This is a genomic window from Acrocarpospora sp. B8E8, from assembly GCF_039871605.1.
GTDB classification, from domain to species: Bacteria; Actinomycetota; Actinomycetes; order Streptosporangiales; family Streptosporangiaceae; genus Acrocarpospora; species Acrocarpospora macrocephala.
Genome location: NZ_JBDPLV010000040.1, coordinates 57,371 through 74,362 on the forward strand (window position 1 = coordinate 57,371; position 16,992 = coordinate 74,362).

At 69.1% G+C, this 16,992-nt stretch carries 18 protein-coding genes; 9 read left to right on the plus strand and 9 right to left on the minus strand.

The annotated features are described in order from the left end of the window. Nucleotides 1–3 precede the first annotated feature (3 nt). Nucleotides 4–585: a 2-oxoacid:acceptor oxidoreductase family protein gene (locus ABGB08_RS32425; RefSeq protein WP_347597979.1), complete on the minus strand. Its 582-nt coding sequence runs from the start codon at nt 583–585 to the stop codon at nt 4–6. Between the two features lie 178 nt (nt 586–763). On the opposite strand from ABGB08_RS32425, the gene ABGB08_RS32430 reads away from it, so the two are divergent. From ABGB08_RS32430 to ABGB08_RS32440, 3 genes are read left to right on the plus strand one after another with little or no spacing between them, the layout of a single operon-like run. After that, a complete protein-coding gene (locus ABGB08_RS32430; RefSeq protein WP_347597982.1) occupies nt 764–1,909 on the plus strand; it encodes an NAD(P) transhydrogenase subunit alpha in 1,146 nt (381 codons plus the stop codon). Further along, a complete protein-coding gene (locus ABGB08_RS32435; RefSeq protein WP_347597985.1) occupies nt 1,906–2,208 on the plus strand; it encodes an NAD(P) transhydrogenase subunit alpha in 303 nt (100 codons plus the stop codon). Before ABGB08_RS32430 ends, ABGB08_RS32435 begins: the two co-directional genes overlap by 4 nt. After that, nucleotides 2,205–3,608, plus strand: coding sequence for an NAD(P)(+) transhydrogenase (Re/Si-specific) subunit beta (locus ABGB08_RS32440; protein WP_347597988.1), 1,404 nt, complete (start codon nt 2,205–2,207; stop codon nt 3,606–3,608). The genes ABGB08_RS32435 and ABGB08_RS32440 overlap by 4 nt, the downstream gene beginning before the upstream one ends. A gap of 129 nt (nt 3,609–3,737) precedes the next feature. On the opposite strand, the gene panD is transcribed toward ABGB08_RS32440, so the two are convergent. Beyond that, nucleotides 3,738–4,160 (minus strand): aspartate 1-decarboxylase, encoded by a 423-nt coding sequence (gene panD / locus ABGB08_RS32445; RefSeq protein WP_347598098.1) that lies wholly within the window; start codon nt 4,158–4,160, stop codon nt 3,738–3,740. 447 nt (nt 4,161–4,607) lie between these two features. On the opposite strand from panD, the gene ABGB08_RS32450 reads away from it, so the two are divergent. Then, nucleotides 4,608–6,755 carry a DUF6055 domain-containing protein gene (locus ABGB08_RS32450; protein WP_347597991.1) on the plus strand — a complete coding sequence of 716 codons (2,148 nt, stop codon included), beginning with the start codon at nt 4,608–4,610 and terminating at the stop codon, nt 6,753–6,755. Nucleotides 6,756–6,804: 49 nt separating this feature from the next. Here ABGB08_RS32450 and ABGB08_RS32455 read toward each other — a convergent pair whose 3' ends face one another. Continuing rightward, on the minus strand, nt 6,805–7,776 hold the full coding sequence (locus tag ABGB08_RS32455) for a metallophosphoesterase (RefSeq protein ID WP_347597994.1): 972 nt from the start codon (nt 7,774–7,776) through the stop codon (nt 6,805–6,807). A 161-nt stretch (nt 7,777–7,937) separates the two neighbouring features. On the opposite strand from ABGB08_RS32455, the gene ABGB08_RS32460 reads away from it, so the two are divergent. Together ABGB08_RS32460 and ABGB08_RS32465 are read left to right on the plus strand one after the other, a co-directional pair. Then, nucleotides 7,938–8,603: a hypothetical protein gene (locus ABGB08_RS32460; RefSeq protein ID WP_347597997.1), complete on the plus strand. Its 666-nt coding sequence runs from the start codon at nt 7,938–7,940 to the stop codon at nt 8,601–8,603. Between the two features lie 38 nt (nt 8,604–8,641). After that, complete coding sequence (locus ABGB08_RS32465; RefSeq protein WP_347598000.1) at nt 8,642–9,049, plus strand: hypothetical protein; 408 nt, start codon at nt 8,642–8,644, stop codon at nt 9,047–9,049. 29 nt (nt 9,050–9,078) lie between these two features. Here ABGB08_RS32465 and ABGB08_RS32470 read toward each other — a convergent pair whose 3' ends face one another. After that, complete coding sequence (locus ABGB08_RS32470) at nt 9,079–9,657, minus strand: dienelactone hydrolase family protein (RefSeq protein WP_347598003.1); 579 nt, start codon at nt 9,655–9,657, stop codon at nt 9,079–9,081. A gap of 249 nt (nt 9,658–9,906) precedes the next feature. On the opposite strand from ABGB08_RS32470, the gene ABGB08_RS32475 reads away from it, so the two are divergent. Next, on the plus strand, nt 9,907–10,344 hold the full coding sequence (locus ABGB08_RS32475) for an MFS transporter (RefSeq protein ID WP_347598006.1): 438 nt from the start codon (nt 9,907–9,909) through the stop codon (nt 10,342–10,344). A 45-nt stretch (nt 10,345–10,389) separates the two neighbouring features. Here the strand turns inward: ABGB08_RS32475 and ABGB08_RS32480 are convergent, their stop codons facing one another. Further along, on the minus strand, nt 10,390–10,869 hold the full coding sequence (locus tag ABGB08_RS32480; protein ID WP_347598008.1) for a TetR/AcrR family transcriptional regulator: 480 nt from the start codon (nt 10,867–10,869) through the stop codon (nt 10,390–10,392). Nucleotides 10,870–10,874: 5 nt separating this feature from the next. Here ABGB08_RS32480 and ABGB08_RS32485 point away from each other — a divergent pair, with 5 nt between their 5' ends. Next, nucleotides 10,875–11,777, plus strand: a complete 903-nt coding sequence (locus ABGB08_RS32485; RefSeq protein ID WP_347598101.1) for an NmrA family NAD(P)-binding protein — start codon at nt 10,875–10,877, stop codon at nt 11,775–11,777. A 132-nt stretch (nt 11,778–11,909) separates the two neighbouring features. Here ABGB08_RS32485 and ABGB08_RS32490 read toward each other — a convergent pair whose 3' ends face one another. From ABGB08_RS32490 to ABGB08_RS32505, 4 genes are all read right to left on the minus strand, one after another. Then, entirely contained in the window at nt 11,910–12,641 is a 732-nt protein-coding gene (locus tag ABGB08_RS32490) for an SDR family oxidoreductase (protein ID WP_347598011.1), read from the minus strand. A gap of 206 nt (nt 12,642–12,847) precedes the next feature. Further along, nucleotides 12,848–13,876 (minus strand): permease prefix domain 1-containing protein, encoded by a 1,029-nt coding sequence (locus ABGB08_RS32495; protein ID WP_347598014.1) that lies wholly within the window; start codon nt 13,874–13,876, stop codon nt 12,848–12,850. Further along, entirely contained in the window at nt 13,873–14,208 is a 336-nt protein-coding gene (locus ABGB08_RS32500) for a PadR family transcriptional regulator (protein ID WP_347598017.1), read from the minus strand. The genes ABGB08_RS32495 and ABGB08_RS32500 overlap by 4 nt, the downstream gene beginning before the upstream one ends. 248 nt (nt 14,209–14,456) lie before the next feature. After that, nucleotides 14,457–14,804 carry a CATRA system-associated protein gene (locus ABGB08_RS32505; protein ID WP_347598020.1) on the minus strand — a complete coding sequence of 116 codons (348 nt, stop codon included), beginning with the start codon at nt 14,802–14,804 and terminating at the stop codon, nt 14,457–14,459. A 106-nt stretch (nt 14,805–14,910) separates the two neighbouring features. Between ABGB08_RS32505 and ABGB08_RS32510 the strand changes: the two genes are divergently transcribed. After that, nucleotides 14,911–16,971, plus strand: a complete 2,061-nt coding sequence (locus tag ABGB08_RS32510) for a CATRA conflict system CASPASE/TPR repeat-associated protein (protein WP_347598023.1) — start codon at nt 14,911–14,913, stop codon at nt 16,969–16,971. Nucleotides 16,972–16,992 lie beyond the last annotated feature (21 nt).

Here is a 16,992-nt window from a genome sequence, read left to right on the forward strand (position 1 = left end):
TGCCTAAGCATCCACGGCCTCCCTCAGCTGCCCCCGCACGTACGCGAACGCCTCCTCGGCGGCGGCCGTGTTGGCCTCCGCCAGACGCCCGGAGAACTTTTCGCCGATGGCCTTGCACACCGACTCCAGCGACACGAGTCCGCTGATGGCGGAGAACCCGCCGAGCAGCACCATGTTCGGGACCGGGCGGCCCACGTGCTTGAGCGCGAGTTCGGTCGCGGGCACCGTCACCAGCCGCTCCGGGCGGAACCTCGTCACGAACTCGCGCAGCCCCAGCTCGGTGAACCCGCGCGTGGAGTTGATCAGCATGTATCCGTCCGCCGCCAAACCGTTGAAGACGTCGGCCTGATGCAGCAGCGTCGCGTCCTGGATGATCAAAGCCTCCGGGCGCGTGATCGGTTCCCGGACGCGGATCGGCTGGTCGTCGATCCGGCAGAACGCCACCACCGGCGCGCCTGTCCGCTCGGAGCCGAACGTGGGAAAGGCCTGTGCCTGCCGGCCTTCGAGGAACGCGGCAATCGACAGCAACTCGGCCGCGGTCACGACCCCTTGGCCGCCTCGTCCGTGGATCCGTACCTGGAACACGGCCTTCTCCCTTCAACCCGCTTCAGCCCTGTCTACGCCTAGGTCCGCGGACCCGGCAGGGCCGAATGTCCTGAATGGAAAAGGGCTACACGGCCTGATCTAAGGGTCTTCGGCCTCTCGGCGAAGCGCCCGCGACGGCGAAGCCTGGCGAAAGGGTCCCGGACGAAAGGTGCCGCGCATGAACGCGCTAACGGTAGGGGTCGTCAAGGAGGCCGCGGCAGGGGAGCGCAGGGTGGCGCTGATCCCGGACGCGGTCGCCCGCCTTCGTGATCAAGGGTTCAACGTGCTGGTGGAGTCTCGCGCGGGCACCGCCGCCTGGTTCCCCGACACCGCCTACGCTCAGGCCGGAGCTGTGATCGTCACCCATGCCGAGCTGTACGACCAGTCCGATGTCATCGTGGCTGTACGGCGGCCGCCCACAGCCGGCCTCGCGCCGGGCAAGGTCGTGATCGGCATGCTGCGGCCATTCGCGGATCCGAAGTTCGCCGCGGAGGCGGCGGACCTGCACGTCACGGCGATCGCCTTCGAGGGTCTGCCGCGCCGGCTCAGCGCCGCCCAGCCCATGGACGCCCTTACGTCCCAGGACAACATCGCCGGCTACAAGGCGGCCATCCTGACCGCCGACAGCTACGACCGGTTCTTCCCGCTCCTGGTCACCGCGGCCGGCACCGCACGGCCCGCCCGGGTGCTGGTGCTGGGTGCCGGTGTCGCCGGCCTCCAAGCGATCAGTACGGTCCGGCGGCTCGGCGCGGTCGTCACCGGGTACGACATCCGCCTCGAAGCCCAAGAGGAGATCGCCTCCCTCGGCGCATCATTCCTGGACCTCGGCGGTCCGGCGGCGGGCGCGGGATCGGGCGGCTACGCCAGAGCGCTCGACACCGGCGAGCAGCGATCCGAACAGGACGGGCTGGCCGCGCGCATCGGCGACTACGACGTGGTCATCACCACCGCACGCGTCCCAGGGCGGCGACCGCCGCTCCTGGTGACGGAGACGGCCGTGAAGGCCATGGCCGCAGGTTCCATCGTGGCCGACCTGGCCGCCGGAGAGCTGGGCGGCAATGTCGAGATGTCCCAGCCGGGGCAGACAATCGTCACCGAGAACGGCGTCACCGTGATCGGCGACGACGAGCTGGCCGCCCGGATGCCGGTCGCCGCCTCGACCGCCTACTCTAGCAACGTCCGTGCGCTGCTGAAGCATTTGGTCCAGGACGGGGTCCTGACCATCGACCTGGCCGACGAGATCCAAGCCGGAGTCGTCGTCACCCACGCGGGCGCCGTAGTCCACCCCCTACTCGCGGGGACCTCATCGCGAGGCAGGTCATGAGCGCCGGGCTGCTCGCCGACCTGAGCGTGTTCGTGCTGAGCCTGCTCGTCGGCTTCGAGGTGATCAGCAAAGTGCCCACCACCCTGCACACCCCGCTGATGTCCGCGGCCAACGCGATCCACGGCATCGTGCTCGCCGGGGCCCTGCTCATCGCACTCACCGCCCATGACCTCACCGGCTACGTGATCCTTTTCGTCGCGACGGCGTTCGCCGCCGCGAACGTCGTGGGCGGCTATGCGGTCACCGACCGGATGCTGCACATGTTCCGGCCGCAGATGCGCAAGGAGACCGGGAAATGAGCGCCTTCGACACCGTGATCCGGCTCGTCTACCTCGCCGCCGCGACCTGCTTCGTGCTCGGACTCCACCTGATGAACTCTCCGGTGACCGCGCGGCGCGGCAATCTGCTGTCGGCGGCCGGTATGGTCGGCGGAGTCGTCGCCGCGGCTACGGTCCTCGTCCGGGCGCAGAGCGTTTCCATGACCGCGCGGATCGTGCTCGCGGCGGGAGCCGCGTTCGGCGCCGGGCTCGGCCTGCTGGCCGCCCGCCGCGTCAAGATGACCGCGATGCCGCAGCTGGTCAGCCTGTTCAACGCCGTAGGCGGCGGCGCGGCCGCGCTGGTCGGTGTACACGACTTCGTCCGTTCGGGCGCGCTGAGCGCACAGGTCTCGATCCCGCTGGCCGTGGACGTGCTGATCGGCGCGGTCACGCTGGCGGGATCCCTGATCGCCTCGGGCAAGCTGCAGGGCTGGATCCCGGGACGGCCGATCCTGGTCAGCGGCGGCCGGGCGACCACCGTCGCCCTCGTGGTCGCGACGCTCACGGCGGCCGTACTGCTCGGCGCCGGATTCGGCGGCACCGCCACACTGGCCGTGCTCGCGCTGGGCGCGCTGGCGTTCGGCGTGGTGATGGTGCTGCCGATCGGCGGCGCCGACATGCCCGTGGTCATCTCGCTGCTCAACGCGTTCACCGGGACCGCCGTCGCGATGGCCGGCTTCGTCATCGGCAACACCGTGCTGATCACCGCAGGCGCCCTGGTCGGGGCCTCGGGCGCCATACTTACCAGACTCATGGCCGACGCCATGAACCGCTCCATCGGCGCCATCATCGTGGGTGGCTTCGGCACGGGTGACAGCGCCACGCCGGTCGCCGCCGGACCCGACGCGCGGATCCGGTCACTGTCCGCCGACGACGCCGCCATCCAGCTGGCGTACGCCGCCAAGGTGGCGGTGGTCCCCGGCTACGGGCTGGCCGCCGCGCAGGCACAACACGAGCTCGCCGAGCTCGCCGAACTGCTGGAATCACGAGGCGTCGAGGTTTCCTACGCCGTCCACCCGGTCGCCGGCCGGATGCCCGGGCACATGAACGTGCTGCTCGCCGAGGCCGGCGTGCCGTATGGGCAGCTCAAGGAGATGGACCAGATCAACCCCGAGTTCGGTCAGGTGGATGTGGCCCTGGTGGTCGGCGCGAACGACGTCACCAACCCCGCCGCACGACGCCCTGGCACGGCCATCTCTGGGATGCCCATCCTGGACGTCGACAGGGCCAAGAGCGTGATCGTCATCAAGCGCTCGATGGGCCACGGCTACGCCGGGATCGACAACGAGCTCTACACCGACCCCAAGACCGGCATGTACTTCGCCGATGCCAAGAAGGCCCTCACGGGGCTGACCGCCGCCGTCAAAGTCCTGGTCGGCTAACCGAGCTTGTCCCGCTCATCCACCGACTCGCGATGTCTCATCTTGGAGATCCACCCGGGGCAGCGCCGTCTCGCGCTGCATGACCCAGAACTGACCGCCACGCCGCTCCCCCGCAGCGTTGAAGCTGGTTCAGCGCATCCCGGGAGCCAGGTCGCCCCGGACCAGGCCCACGCCGTCCGGCACGGCCGCCGGATCGCTGCCGAGATGGACCGGCCGGTTGCGCTGGTCGACGAAGACGACGCTCGGCTTCAGCGCACCGATCTCCTCCTCGGCCACCAGCGCGTACGCGATGATGATCACGAGGTCGCCCACGTCGATGAGCCGGGCCGCGGCCCCGTTGATCCCGATCACTCCGGAGCCCGCCGGGCCCTCGATCACGTACGTGGACAGACGGTTGCCGTTGTCGATGTCGACGATGTCGACCTTCTCGCCCTCGACCAGGTTGGCCGCGGCCATCAGGTCCGCGCTGATCGTCACCGACCCGACGTAGTGCAGGTCCGCGTGCGTGACGGTGGCGCGGTGGATCTTCGACTTCATCAGCGTACGGAACATCATCCCCCACAGGGTCTGCGCGGTCCCTCAAAGTGGGCCCCCAACGGCGCCTCGATGGTACGTCACCACCGAGGGGTTGCCGCCATCCGGGGATCACCATCGGTGTCGCTTAGTCGTCCATGTTGAGGCCAGTGCCCGCAAGACAGCCGTCAACGAGGTCCGAACGGCACTCGACCATTTCCCCTGCGAAGCCCAGGTCGTGGCAGCAGTCACGAGGCGGCGCCGTGAGGTGGAGTCCGGGCAGGTGCGGTGCGCGAGCCAGCGCGTCCTACTACGGCGGGTACGAGCAGCTGTGACCGAAACTCGGCCGATGGCGCCCGGTCGCCGGAGAGCAGGCCGCGCCGTTGCCGTAAACCCACCGCGCGATCATCCGTTCGGTCCGAAACTTACATGGCTCAGGCCGTACCCGCCGATGCCGGCTGGAGCTGATCGACAAAGCTTCTGCTCGTGGTCAGTGCGCTCTGGCGGCGGCGAGAGGAGCTGCCCAGCCCTCCCGATCGGGTGCTCGCCGCCTTCGCCGCGACGCCCCTCCCCCATTCCGCGGCCGTCGCCAAGACGGTCTACATCCCCAGCCGCTGGGTGACCACGGGCGAGGTGCCCTGGGCCCAGAATCGCACCAGGGAGTCGGCCAACTTCATCCTGCTGTGGGGCGAGCGGTCCGGCACCAACCCGCTGACCGCGCCGGCGGACGTCCGGTTCGACCCGGACAACATCCTCAATCAGCTGGAGAGCCTCTACAACTTCTACGTGAACACGATGCGGTTCACGCCCGAGACCGGCCTGCTGGCCCAGTACAAGATCATCGTCATCGTCACCCGGACCTGGAACCGCACGGCCCTGGACGCCTGGGCCACCGGGGGCTCGGTGGACGGCCTGGTGGGGGTCATCAACATCGCGCCCGCCGCCGCGGCGCCCGGATCCTGGGGGCTGGCCCACGAACTGGCGCACGTGTTCCAGAACTACACCTTCCTCGGCCGCTCGGGGATGGGCTTCACCCACGCCTCCGCGGGCACCTTCTGGGAGACCAGCGCCGAGTTCATGGCGATGCAGGTCTACCCCACCGTGGCCGCCGGCGACCTGACCCGGTTCATCCGCACCGAGCACCTGGCCTACAGCAGCAGCCGGCACCACTACGGCAACTGGATGCTGATGCAGTACATCAAGGAACGCGACGGCCTGGCCATGTTCAACCGGATGTGGAACGAGGCCCGCAACACCGAGCACCCGCTTGAGGTCTACCGGCGGCTGGCCGGAATCACCCAGGCCGAGCTCAACCGGCGCATCGGCGAGTACGCCCAGCGCAACGTCACCTGGGACTACGCCAATCGCGCCGACATCATGCCCTTCATCAACCGGCTGTATCCCTTCGTGACCGTCTACAACGGCCATCCGGCCGAGGCGGTCAACGCCGCGGCGGGGCACTACCGCATCCCCGAGGCGCTGGCGCCGTCCACCTACGGATACAACAAGATCCGGCTCGTCCCGGCCAGCGACGGCGCCCTCATCCGGGTACGCATCCGGGCTCACGTCAGCGCCGCCGGGCAGAACGGTCTCGGGGTCGGGTTCGTGGCCGTACGCAACGGGACGCCGCGCTACAGCCCGGTGACCGTGACGACCGACAGCACGCTCAGCTTCCAGACACAGGCCGGTGAGCGGGAGGTGTACCTCGTCGTGGCGGGCACGCCGGGGGTCGTCCACAAGTACGCGTTCCTGGACGGGTACCCGCGCAACTACCGCAACCCCTACGAGTTCCGCATCGAGGGGGCCGTCCCGTACGGGCACGAGGCCGGGCACACCCGGCCCACCCCCACGGGCGGCCGGTGGCACTCCAACGGCGGCGGCTGGGTCGACAGCCGCGCCAACGTGCCGGCCAGCGCGTACGTGGGGCCACGGGCGGCGGTCTACGGCAACAGCACGGTCAGCGGCAACGCCCGGATCGAGGGCATGGCCTGGGTCAACAGCGGTGCCACGGTCACCGGCAACGCGATCGTCCGCGACAGCGCCCTGGTGCAGGGTGGCGCGAACCTCAGCGGGAACGTGGTCATCGGCGGCGACGCCGAGCCGGCCATCGCCTGCGGTTCGGGCACCTACCTGATGTTCAACCCCGACCGGGGCTGCAACGGCGCGGGCGGCGAGGCCGACGTGAACCCGGCGCACGGGACATTCACCGATGCCGATCTGGCGCTGAGTTCCGGCCCTTCGCCAAGCCCCAGTCCGTCACCGTCACCCTCGCCGAGCCCTTCCCCTTCACCGAGCCCTTCTCCCTCGCCCTCACCGAGCCCTTCCGGGGGTGCGCGCACCTGCTCGGCCAGCTACGCGATCACGAGTGCCTGGCAGGGTGGCTTCCAGGGCGACGTGACCGTCCGGGCCGGCAGCTCGGCGATCACCGGGTGGACCGTGACCTGGACCTACGCCAACGGCCAGGCGATCACGCAGTCGTGGAACGCCACGGTCACCAGTAGCGGTGCCAGTGTCACCGCCGGCAGCCTGGACTGGAACGGCAGCCTCGGGGCCGGCGCGACCGCCACGTTCGGCTTCCTCGCCAACGCCGGCGCGACCAACTCCGTACCCGCCTTGACCTGCACAGCGAGGTAGCGACCCCCGGCCCCCCTGCCGCCCACCGGCGGCAGGGGGTTTCCGCGCGTCAGGCGGCCGGGACGGTCCGCTGCTCCCAGGTGAACACCTCGGGCGACTTCGGCTTGATGGTGACGCTCAGCCACTGGCTCGCGGTGTCGCCGAACGTCTCCAGCCTGGTCAGGTTGGGCACGCCGGCGTAGTTCGGCTCGGACTCCTGGACGTGCTCGTCCCCGTGCACGAGCAGGACCGGCTTGCCGTACGCGCGGGAGCGCTCGACGATGCGCTCGCGGATGGCGGCGAACCCTGCGGTCTGCGTGGGCTCGGCCTGCAGCATGAGCAGGACGCCGGGGGCGTGGGTGCGCCGGGCGGTGTCGAAGGCGTTGTCGATCCAGTCGAGCGCGGCGGCCTGGCGCGCCTCGAACTCCGCCAGCCGCAGCTCCGGCCGGTCGCCGCCGGGCAGCTCGGCCCACGGAGCCAGGTTGTTCGCGCTGCCCACCACGTGCACCGTCGCGAAGACGACGCGCTTCTCGGTGAACAGCACGTTCTCGACGTAGTCGCGGTGGTCGCGGTCGCGTGCCTGGGTCTCCACCTTCATCGGGTGGCGGCCGAGGGTACGCCCGGCCACCGGGTAGTAGGTGCGGCGGAAGAAATCGAGTCGCTCGGTGGGCAGGAAGCCGCCCGCGGCGGCGCGGTGGCAGTCGGTCCAGTCATTGTCGCCGGGAGTCAGCACGAACGGGTCTGCGAAGGTCTGGTACTGCTTCAGCGTCGCGGTCAGGTGCGCGTCGTCACAGGAGGAGGAGCCGCTCTTGACGTCGCCCGCGTGCAGGACGAGCTTGACGTCCCGGTCGGCGTTGATGTCGTCGACCAGCAGGGGGAAGGCGGCTTCCTGCGCCGCGCCGTACGGGGTGTCGCCGAGCAGGGCGAAAGTGAAGGAGGACCCGCGACCCAACTGGGCGCCGGTGTGACCGGCCTCGGCGTCGGCGATGCCGCCGGTTAGGGACGCGGCGATGAGGGTGGCCGCGAACAGAGATTTGCGCATGGTAGATGTATCGCGGCTCCCGGCCACCAATCCATGACACGAAACACAAGCCACAGAAAACCCTCTCATAACTCCGCCCCGGACCCCGGGCACGGCAACGGCGCTGAAGGTCCATCGGCGGTACGGTGTCGCCTGGAGATCGTCCGGAAGGGTCACCGCCCATGAGCCCGTCGCAGCCCGTGCTCCCCATGGCGAGCGTCGCGCTCGCGCCCGCCGCCGTGCTGAGGATGCTCGCGAGGGCGGCCGGGCAGTCCGGGCTCGGGGAGGATGATCTTCCCGTCGTGCGAGTGGGCCTGTCCAACGGCCAGGTCGTGGCGGGGCGGCTGGTCCTGGTGGGCACCGACGACGGGCACGAGGTGGTGGTGCTCGCGCCCGACTCGGGTTTCGCGCTCACCTACCTGTCCGCGCGAGACGTCGTCACCGTCACCGTCGACGACCCCCGCCCCTTCCAGGACGTGCTCACCGGGGGTGCCCTGCCGCCCCCGGCAACAGACTCGCCGGTGACCCGGCTCTCGCTGCGGCGCGGGTACGCCCCCACGGAGGAGTTTCCGCTGCAGGTGGACTGGGAGGCGCTGCCCGACTCCGCGCTGCACAATCTCAGTCAGGTGCTTCGCGAGCTGCGGGCGGCCGCCCAGGAGGTGGCGGTCGACGAGCTCGGGCGACAGGCATGGGCGCAAATTCGGGCGGTTCGTGTCGAACACCGCCTGCGGGAACCCCTGTCGATGCGCAAGGATGCGGACGTGCTGTTGGTGGTTGCCGATCTGACCGCGGCGCTCCCCCGCGGCATGGGAGTCGAGCTGCGCAGGCAGTTCAACATATTGCTCTAAATCGCCCGTACTCTAATCGCCGTCACAAGGAGGACCCTATGGGCCTGGCGGAACGACGCGCCGCCGAGCGCTTCAAGAATGAGGACTACCCCCAGTGGGCGACCAGGATCGAGGAGGCGGCGGGCTTCGCCGTACCCGTCGAGGTGTTCTGGGACGAACTGGCCGTTAACGACTATGCCGACTCCTACGCCGAATTCTTCCCGCAGGTCTACTTCCAGCCCTTGGTAGACGCCCTGGCCGGGGTCACCATCGACCAGCTCGGCCGCGACGCCCTCCGCGCGGGCCTCACCCGCATCATCATCCGCAACACCGGCGACTACTACAGCGACTCCGGCTTCAGCTTCACCGACGGCACCCTCACCATCGACCACCGCCCCGACACCAACGTCGCCTACGGTGAGGAACGCGCCGAGTCTCTCCGCAAACTCCTGGAATCCGCCCTCTAGCCACAACCCCGGGGGCGTGAGCGTTCACCTCACGCGACGGTCTCAAGAAAAGCCAGCGTGCGGGAAAGCAGCAGTGCGGCGGCGTCCGGATCGTAGGAGGGCAGCGTGCGGTCGGCGAAGTAGTGCTGGTCGCCGGGATAGAGGAACAGCTCGCCCTGCCCGGCCGACTCGACCACCTCCCGAGCGAAACCGATGTCGCCCTCGCCAACGAAGATGGGATCGGCGTCCATGCCGTGCACCTGGACCGGCACGCCGTCCGGCCAGGCGTCGCCGAACTCCGAGAGCGGTACACAGGCGTAGTACAGCAGCGCGCCCCGCGCGCCCGATCGAGTCTGAGCCAGCTTCTGCGCACAGAGCACACCGAGCGAGAAGCCGGCATAGACCAGGTCGGCGGGCAGGTTCTCGACCGCTCGCGTACCACGTTCGATCACCGCACCGAAGCCGACCTGCTGGACATAACCCATCCCCTCCTCGATGCCGCCGAAGGTGCGGCTCTCGAAGAGGTCAGGCGTGTGGACGATGTGCCCGGCCTGACGCAGTTCATCGGCGAACGCGGTGATGCCCGGCGTGAGCCCCAACACGTGATGAAACAGAACAATATTCGCCATATCTCCCCGACCGCCACCGCCACCACGAATGATCCATCAATGCAGCATATTCGGGTGTCCTCGATCAATACGGGCTTCTCCTGATGCGCTTCTGGAACGTCGCCGACGGCGCGATCACCATCGGCGGCGGCCGGCCTGCTCTCCGGCAACGCCGGCTACCGTCGCCTGCTGGCCGGTCAGGTGGCGGGCGTGGAGTGACGGGCGCGATGGCGTCGTACCGCGTGCCAGGCGGGGCTGCCGCTCGGGGGCGTGGTCGCCGCGTTCGCGCTCCCCTCGCTCGCCGCGGCTTTCGGATGGCGTTCGACGCCCGCGGCCGGCGCGCTCGTGGCACTGTCGGGCGCCGTGGTCTTCATGGCTTTCTGCCGTCGGCCACCGGGCCGAAGCCCTGTCCATACCGCGTCCCGCGTGCGCCTGCGGATGCTCCGCGAACCCTTCATTGTGAAGATCGTTCTGTCGGGCACGAGCATGGTCTCGGTGCACAGCGGGGTGGGAATCTTCACCGTGCTCTACCTCCACGAGGTGACGTCCCTCGACCCCGCCTCGGCGGCGCTGGTCTACGTCGCCGTGCAGTGCGCGGGCGCGGTGGGCCGCATCTGCCTGGCGGCCTGGAGCGACCGCCACCGCTCCGGACGCTACGCCTGCGTCCTTACCTGCATGGCCGCCACTGGGCGCAAGCGCAGCCGGTGATGTCGTCTGACTTGTCGCAGTGGTTCCGGTCCGCCACACACTCATTCACTGATGAGGGCTGATTCCAGCTATGGTCAGCCCGAGTAGCCGATTCGCCTCGGCAGCAGGATCCGGATGATTCTCCGTGGCCAGAGCGATGCCGGTGATCAGTGCAAGCAGGTCGGCGATGGTTACGCCTGGTCTCAGCGCGCCATCGTCCGCGGCGCGGCGCACCAGCGGGTCGCCCGCCTCGGTGAGCTGCGCCGAGGCGCAGTGCTCGTGTGCCACCTCGGGGTCGGCCGCTCTGTCCCGGGTCAGTGCGATGGCCAGCCCCCGGATGGTCGCGGCGTACGCGGTGACGGCGCCCAGCCACTCCAGCAGCGCGGCCCGGGTGTCGGCCCTGCCGGTCAGATCGCGAGCGTGGACGCACAGCGTCTCGATCCGTTCACGGAAGACCGCCTCCAGCAGGGCATGGCGGCTGGGGAAATGCCGGCGCACGGTGCCCGATCCGACTCCCGCGATGCGGGCGATCTGCTGATTCCGCACCCATCCTGGTCACCGGCGCCACCGGACAGCAAGGCGGCGCCACCGCCCGCGCCCTGATCGCGGCGGGCGTTCCCGTCCGGGCGCTGGTCCGCGACCCCGCAACCGACCGGGCCAAGGCCGTCCAAGCGCTCGGTGCCGAGCTGGTGACCGGCGACCTGGACGACCGCGACTCGCTGATCAAAGCCGCGCGAGGAGCCCGAGCCGTCTTCTCGGTGCAGATGCCCGCGATGAAGGCGGACGCTATCGACTTCGACGGCGAGCTGGCCCAAGCCGTCAACCTGATCGAAGGAGCACTGGCCGCCGATGTGCCGCAGTTCGTGCACACCTCCGTCTCCGGCGCCGGACAACACACCCAGACCGCCGGCTGGGCCGAAGGCCGCTGGGCGCCCCTGGAGCCCTACTACACCACCAAGACCGGCATCCAGGACCGGGTACGCGAGGCCGGCTTCACACACTGGACTCTCATCAAGCCGGGCTGGTTCATGGAGAACTTCCTGCCCTCCGTCGCGTACCTGTTCCCGCGCGGCGTCGAGGGCGGCCTGGCGACCGTCCTGAAGCCCCAGACCCGGCTCTCCCTCGTCGCGGTCGAGGACATCGGCAAGGCCGCCGCCGCGGCCATCGCCGAACCCGATCGGTTCAACACGACCGAACTGGAACTGGCCAGCGACTACCTGACGATGACGGAGATCGCCGAGATCCTCTCCGCCGCTCTGGGCACCGAGCTGACCGCGCCCGACATGACCGAGGAAGAGGCGATCGCCGCAGGAATGCCCCAGTGGGCGGGCGTCTCGCACGAACGTATCAACGTGACCGAGCAACCCGCCCGCCCGGAGTACGCGCGGGCCCTCGGTATCCCGCTCACCACCTTCAAGGAGTGGACGCGCAAACACCTCCAGGCTGCGGCCTGACCCGGTCAGGAGCCCGGCGCGCCGCTCCGCGAGATGACATGATCCTGCCATCAGGCGGTGGTCTGTCACGATCGTGCCGGTGCTCCTGGTCACGACCCCCGGGAAGGGCTGCGCGGAGTGGGTGGGGGCTGTTCACCCCGCTGCGGGGTGAGGAAGGTCCGCGTGCTGGTAGGGCGTCGGTTCCATTCCCGGTTGTACGACGAGAACGGTGCCGGAGGACTCGGTGTGGAAGGCGGTCTCCACGGCGGCCGCCACGTCCTCGGCCGTCAGCAGCGGGAGCCCGAGTTTGATCATCATTTCTTTGGCGGGCGCGACCAGGGGTGTGTCGGTGAAGCCCGGGCAGACAGCGCTGATCTTGACATCGTCCCTGGTCAGCGGCTCCATCAGGGCGCGGACCAGGCCGACGGTGGCGTGCTTGCTCATGGAGTAGATCGGGTCGATGCCGAAGCCGACGAGCCCGGCCATGGAGGAGGTGACCACGATCGAGCCGCCGCCGGAGCGCTTGAGCAGCGGGAGGGCGGCGGCGACGCCGTAGACGACGGCGTCGACATTGACCCCCATCACCGTCCGGTACCGCTGCGCGTCGAAGGCCGACATGTCGATGCCGCCGTTGGTGCCGGCGTTGAGGTGGACGAGGTCGAGGCGGCCGTACCGCTCATCGGCGAGCGCGACGGCCCGCAGCGAGGTCTCCTCCGAACTGACGTCGCCCACCACCCAGCCGCCGCCGACCTCCTCGGCGACCCGTTCGACGCCCTCGCCGTCGCGGTCGACCAGGACGCAGGCGACCCCGCTCGCGGACAGGCGCCGGGCGACGGCAGCTCCGATGCCGCTCGCCGCTCCGGTGATCAGTGCAACAGTGCTCATGAGCGCTCCTTGGGGATGGCCGCGACAGGGAAGGCCGCGACAAGGGGATGGCGGCGAGGGATGTACACGAACTGGTGGAGCATGCGCCCGGCGCCGCGAGCAGGCGGGAACGGCCGGGCCGACGCACAGACAGCTGTTAACGGGGGTTTTGTCCTGGATTTGGCCCGCCCGGACGCGAGGGCGTTCCGGGCGTGTGTGCCTGTCGATCAGCGGCGAGAGGCTCGGGCCGGGATCTTTTCGACGATGGTGTGGATCATTGGTTTCCAGCTGGGGGTCACCCATGATCTGGCCGCGAATCCGGCGGCCGCTTCGACCACGGCGTGGACGACCGCGAGCACGGCGGCGATGATCAGGCCCGCGTTGGTCCAGTACGCCACCTCCGACGGCCACCCGGCCGCGTCCACGAAGGCGGGGTTGAGCAACCGGTCGCCGGCCGCGATCCAGATCAGCAATGTGGTGGTGGCGATGCTGAGCAGCACGGCGGTGACGGCGACGGGAACGCTCCAGCGGACGTAGCTCTTGGCGACGGTGACGCCGAGAGCGGCGATCGCGAGGCCGAGGAACACGTACACCACACCGGTCTGCCATAGCCAGGGCGAGAGGATGCCGATGGGGTCGCCGGTGGCGTCGGTCTGGGTGCTCACGACCGGGGAGAGCATCACCAAGATGGCGAACAGGACCACCATCACGATCTCGGCGATCACGGCGCCATGGCGGGCGCGGCGGCTGGGCGGCTGCGGGAGCGCGTCGGGGGTCCACTGCCGGGCCGGGCCGGCTCGCAGGCTTGAGGTGCGTTCGATGACGGCGAACAGCAGCGTGGTCCAGAAGACGATGTGGACGGTCGTGGTGAGCGCCGTGCCGATCGTGTCCCCGATCACCGGCCCGGCGGCGCCGCCTCGCAGGATGCGGATGAATCCGGTGGCTGCCGCGGTGGCGGGCACAACGGTCACGAGAATGGCCACGATGAGCCGGATGTAGTCCAGATAGAGGCTCGGGCCGATGAGGTGCAACGGGCGATCGGCGTAGTCGGCGGCCAGCCGCGCCGGGTCGCCGAGTTCGGTGAGCACCGCGTGCTCCGCCTCGGCGGGGTCGCTGCCGGCGTCGGTGCGGTCATCGATGGCGTCCGCGATCGAGGCGCGTAATTCTCTTTCGATGTCCGGGCGTTGTTTCGCCGGTAAGCGGCGCAGGGTCAGGTCCACGTATCGGTCGGTGAGGGTGCTGGTGGTGGCGGTCATGATTCCTCTTTCAGGGCGTGAAAGGCGGCGTGCAGCTCTTCCCAGTCGCGTCTGAGGGCGTCGGCGAGCATGAGGCCTTGGTCGCTGGTGCGGTAGAACTTGCGCGGCCGGGATTCCTCGGTGTTCCAGTCGCTGGTCAGCAACCCCTGTTTTTCCAGCCGGCGCAGCAGCGGGTAGAGGGTGTTGGCGTCGACGGCGAAGCCGGATTGGTCGAGCTGGTCGAGCAGGGCGTATCCGTAGTTCGGCTGTTTGAGGATGAGCAGGCAGGCGAGCACGATGGTCCCTCGCCGCAGTTCCTGCTGGTGTAGCGCGTACAACTCGTCTGCCGGCATGCTCACACGATAGTGTGCGTCACACACTAATGCAAGACGCACGATGACGTGTTCCGGCCATGTGACGACGTCGCGGGGAGGCCGGCTTACTGGTTCGTTGATTTGCGCGGGCCCACCTGGCCGGCGTCACCGCTCATCCCAGCGGTGCCTGGGCCGTGCGGCAGGCCCGTAATCTGCTCATAGATCTGCAGGAGCACATCAGTGCCCAGGTGTGGAATTTCCTCGTACGTGACCGCGATGGACGATCCTCACCGCGGTTCCGAGAAACTTTCGGGATGCTTGGGTTCCAATGTGTGGATCAAGCGGACCGTCTGTTCGTGCACGTGATCCGGTGCGGAGTCGTCGCCCTCTCCCACTTTGAGGACCCGATAAGGGCTCGCGAGATCGAGCTCGATCGTGGCTGTGCGCAGGCCGGCCAGGTCGTTTCGCTCAAGGGCGGCGACCATCGCGTCGATGATCCGGGAGATCTTGGCCCAGTGCGCCGGGGTCGAACGCCAGTCGAGAACGTCCCGGAGCGAATCGAGCGCGTCGGCCATGATCTGGGTCGCGCCGATCGGCTGTTCTTCGTCATCGGCGCCGAGGCCGTACTCGTGCATGACATAACTTTATTCGCTGCCGCTTCGCCGCGAGTCGCTGTCGATACACTTGATTCACGGCATTTCCCCGCGGCTGCCCGCCGCGCTCGTAGCCGGGGAGTCGACGATGAAAACGAACGCTCTCATGGTGGCGGAGCAGGAACTCGTCGCGCATTTATTTGTGGTCGCGGACGGGCCGTCCCGCGACGGCGCCGGCCAGACTATCGATCTTTTGATTTCGCGGGGCGAGGAACATCTGCGGATGACCGATCCGATCCCGGTGAACGGAGGCCCATTCGATGGCGTGGTCGCCCTCCGGCAGAGCCCGGATCGCGACGCCCAGCTGGTGATGCGCAAAGAGAACGGCGTCCTGCGCGTGTCGATCCTGCTCGCCGCCTCGAAAAACGCCTTCGACGAGCACGAGGAATCGACGCCGTGGCAAGGTATGGACCGGGTGCTGGACGCGGTCATCGGGGACGTGACCAACGGGCTCATCGGCGTCGCTCGCCTCTATCTCGGTAAACGCACCGAGAAGAGCCTTGCCATGGAGCCGGCGGAGACCGGTGCGGCGATCGCCGCCCTGCTGCCGGCCTCCGGCCAGGAGCGGGGCTGGTGGCGTCGACCCTCGTCGGCCGTCCACGGGCTGACCGCTTGGGAGTTGACGCCCCGGCTGAAAACGCGCACCGAGAGAAGGATCGTGGTTCTCGCCGCTCCCGACGGCGATCGGGAGCTCAGCGTATGGACCTGGTCCGACGGGAGGCCGCTGTTTCCGCCGTTCGCCCGCTACCTCGAGCACGTCGCGAAGGTCCGCTATCAGGCGCGCGTACACGCTTGCGCCACCCCGGTGAGCGAGCTCTGCGAGCGGATCGACGGTGGCATCCTCGAGCTTCAGGGGCTGGTGAACGCCGGGAGAGGGACGAACGGCCCGTTCGTCCCGACGGACGCGATCAGCCATGGGCTCGCCACCCTGCGCGCCGGCCAGACGCAGGTGGCGACGCGGGCCGCATTCCTCAAGACCATGCACGAGACGGTCAAGACCGCCAATACCAGCGCACAGTCGGCGCTCGGCGGCGACGCATCCGGCCAGGGTGCCCTTTTCCACGACGACAGGGAGCTCGGCGCCTGGTTCGAGCGGCAACTGGAGGGCGACATCTCTTACTTGGAATCGGCATACGAGGGCGCGTCCCGGCTGAATGAGAGCCTCGGGATGCTCGCCGTCCCGCACGCCCCTGCCCAGACGCCCGCCGCTGATCCGGTTCTGGGCATCGTCACGGCGATGCCCGAGGAATTCGCGGCCATGTACGTCATGCTCCAGGACCGGACCCGGGTGAATATCGCCAACGACCGGGCCGACTACATCCTCGGCACCCTGCCGGGGCCTGACCCGGACACCCCCCATCGGGTCGTGCTGACGCTGCTGGGCGACGTCGGCAACGATCTCGCCGCCGACGGCTGTGCCAACCTCGCCCGGAGCTTCGGCTCGGTGGCGCTGATCCTCATGGTGGGCATCGCGGCCGGGGTGCCCGACCCCGAACACCCGGACAGGCACGTACGGCTCGGCGACATCGTCGTCTCCACCTGGGGGATCGTCGACTACGACCACGTGATCGACCGACCCGGCGGCGCGGTTCTCCGCCAGCCGTTCCCCCGGCCGTCCCGGCTTCTCGCGCACCGCGCGAACTGGCTCACCGCCGAGGAATTGCAGGGCAGGCGCCCCTGGGAAGAGCTGCTCGCCCGGGCCGCGGAGACCGACCTGCCGGAATTCGCCCGGCCGGACGCGGCCACCGATCAGCTCTTCCTCGCCGACGAGTCTGCGGATATCGTGCCGCATCCGGACATGGGGCTCAGCGGACATCGGCCCGGCTGGCCGAAGGTGCACTACGGCCACATCGGGAGCGCCGACCGCTCCCTGCGAAACGCCCGCGTACGCGCCGACGTCGCCGCCCGGTACAACCTTCGCGCTCTCGAGATGGAGGGCAAAGGAATCGGGAACTCCGGCTTCGCCAACGGCCTCGAGTGGCTCGTCATCCGCGGCATCAGCGACTACGGCGACAACCACACCGGCGGCCTCTGGCGGAAGTACGCCTCGCTGGCGGCGGCGTCCTATACGCGGGCACTGCTGGCCGTGTGCCCGCCAATAGCGCCGCGCGGCGGGCACACGGGAACGGCCCGCGCGTCCGCGGGGTGAACCCATGCATCAGAGAAGTCG

What these genes read in the sequence shown, in the direction of transcription:
- ABGB08_RS32490 (WP_347598011.1), bottom strand. Translation starts at nt 12,641, where the DNA reads ATGAGCACTGTTGCACTGATCACCGGAGCGGCGAGCGGCATCGGAGCT.
- panD (WP_347598098.1), bottom strand. Translation starts at nt 4,160, where the DNA reads ATGTTCCGTACGCTGATGAAGTCGAAGATCCACCGCGCCACCGTCACG.
- ABGB08_RS32505 (WP_347598020.1), bottom strand. Translation starts at nt 14,804, where the DNA reads ATGCACGAGTACGGCCTCGGCGCCGATGACGAAGAACAGCCGATCGGC.
- ABGB08_RS32435 (WP_347597985.1), top strand. Translation starts at nt 1,906, where the DNA reads ATGAGCGCCGGGCTGCTCGCCGACCTGAGCGTGTTCGTGCTGAGCCTG.
- ABGB08_RS32430 (WP_347597982.1), top strand. Translation starts at nt 764, where the DNA reads ATGAACGCGCTAACGGTAGGGGTCGTCAAGGAGGCCGCGGCAGGGGAG.
- ABGB08_RS32460 (WP_347597997.1), top strand. Translation starts at nt 7,938, where the DNA reads ATGAGCCCGTCGCAGCCCGTGCTCCCCATGGCGAGCGTCGCGCTCGCG.
- ABGB08_RS32500 (WP_347598017.1), bottom strand. Translation starts at nt 14,208, where the DNA reads ATGCCGGCAGACGAGTTGTACGCGCTACACCAGCAGGAACTGCGGCGA.
- ABGB08_RS32455 (WP_347597994.1), bottom strand. Translation starts at nt 7,776, where the DNA reads ATGCGCAAATCTCTGTTCGCGGCCACCCTCATCGCCGCGTCCCTAACC.
- ABGB08_RS32510 (WP_347598023.1), top strand. Translation starts at nt 14,911, where the DNA reads ATGAAAACGAACGCTCTCATGGTGGCGGAGCAGGAACTCGTCGCGCAT.
- ABGB08_RS32465 (WP_347598000.1), top strand. Translation starts at nt 8,642, where the DNA reads ATGGGCCTGGCGGAACGACGCGCCGCCGAGCGCTTCAAGAATGAGGAC.
- ABGB08_RS32440 (WP_347597988.1), top strand. Translation starts at nt 2,205, where the DNA reads ATGAGCGCCTTCGACACCGTGATCCGGCTCGTCTACCTCGCCGCCGCG.
- ABGB08_RS32495 (WP_347598014.1), bottom strand. Translation starts at nt 13,876, where the DNA reads ATGACCGCCACCACCAGCACCCTCACCGACCGATACGTGGACCTGACC.
- ABGB08_RS32470 (WP_347598003.1), bottom strand. Translation starts at nt 9,657, where the DNA reads ATGGCGAATATTGTTCTGTTTCATCACGTGTTGGGGCTCACGCCGGGC.